Annotated in this window: 1 protein-coding gene; it reads right to left on the minus strand. The window is 47.2% G+C overall.

Going from position 1 to position 301, the window contains the following annotated elements; genetic code table 11:
• On the minus strand, positions 1-226 hold a 226-nt coding region (locus LZP73_RS19960; RefSeq protein WP_234236653.1), incomplete at its 3' end, for a hypothetical protein.
• Between the last annotated feature and the right edge of the window lie 75 nt (positions 227-301).

Below are 301 nucleotides of genomic sequence, written 5' to 3' on the forward strand. Positions count from 1 at the left end.
GGAAGTTTGTAAAGCTCAAGGTTTTGTCTATGGGATAATCCCAGAGAAGGGAAAGCCGGTGACTGGGGCATCTGATAATCTTCGAGAATGGTGGAAGGATAAAGTCAGGTTTGATCGTAATGGTCCAGCTGCCATAGCCAAATACCAAGCTGATAATTTGGTCCCTGGCAAAAATGAGGGTTGTAATTCGATTGGTCCAACCCCACACACTTTGCAAGAGCTTCAAGACACCACCCTTGGTTCACTCTTGTCAGCACTCATGCAGCACTGTGATCCTCCTCAGAGGCGATTTCCACTAGAG

Origin of the sequence: Shewanella sp. AS16, assembly GCF_021412365.1 — a bacterium.
GTDB classification, from domain to species: domain Bacteria; phylum Pseudomonadota; class Gammaproteobacteria; order Enterobacterales; family Shewanellaceae; genus Shewanella; species Shewanella salipaludis.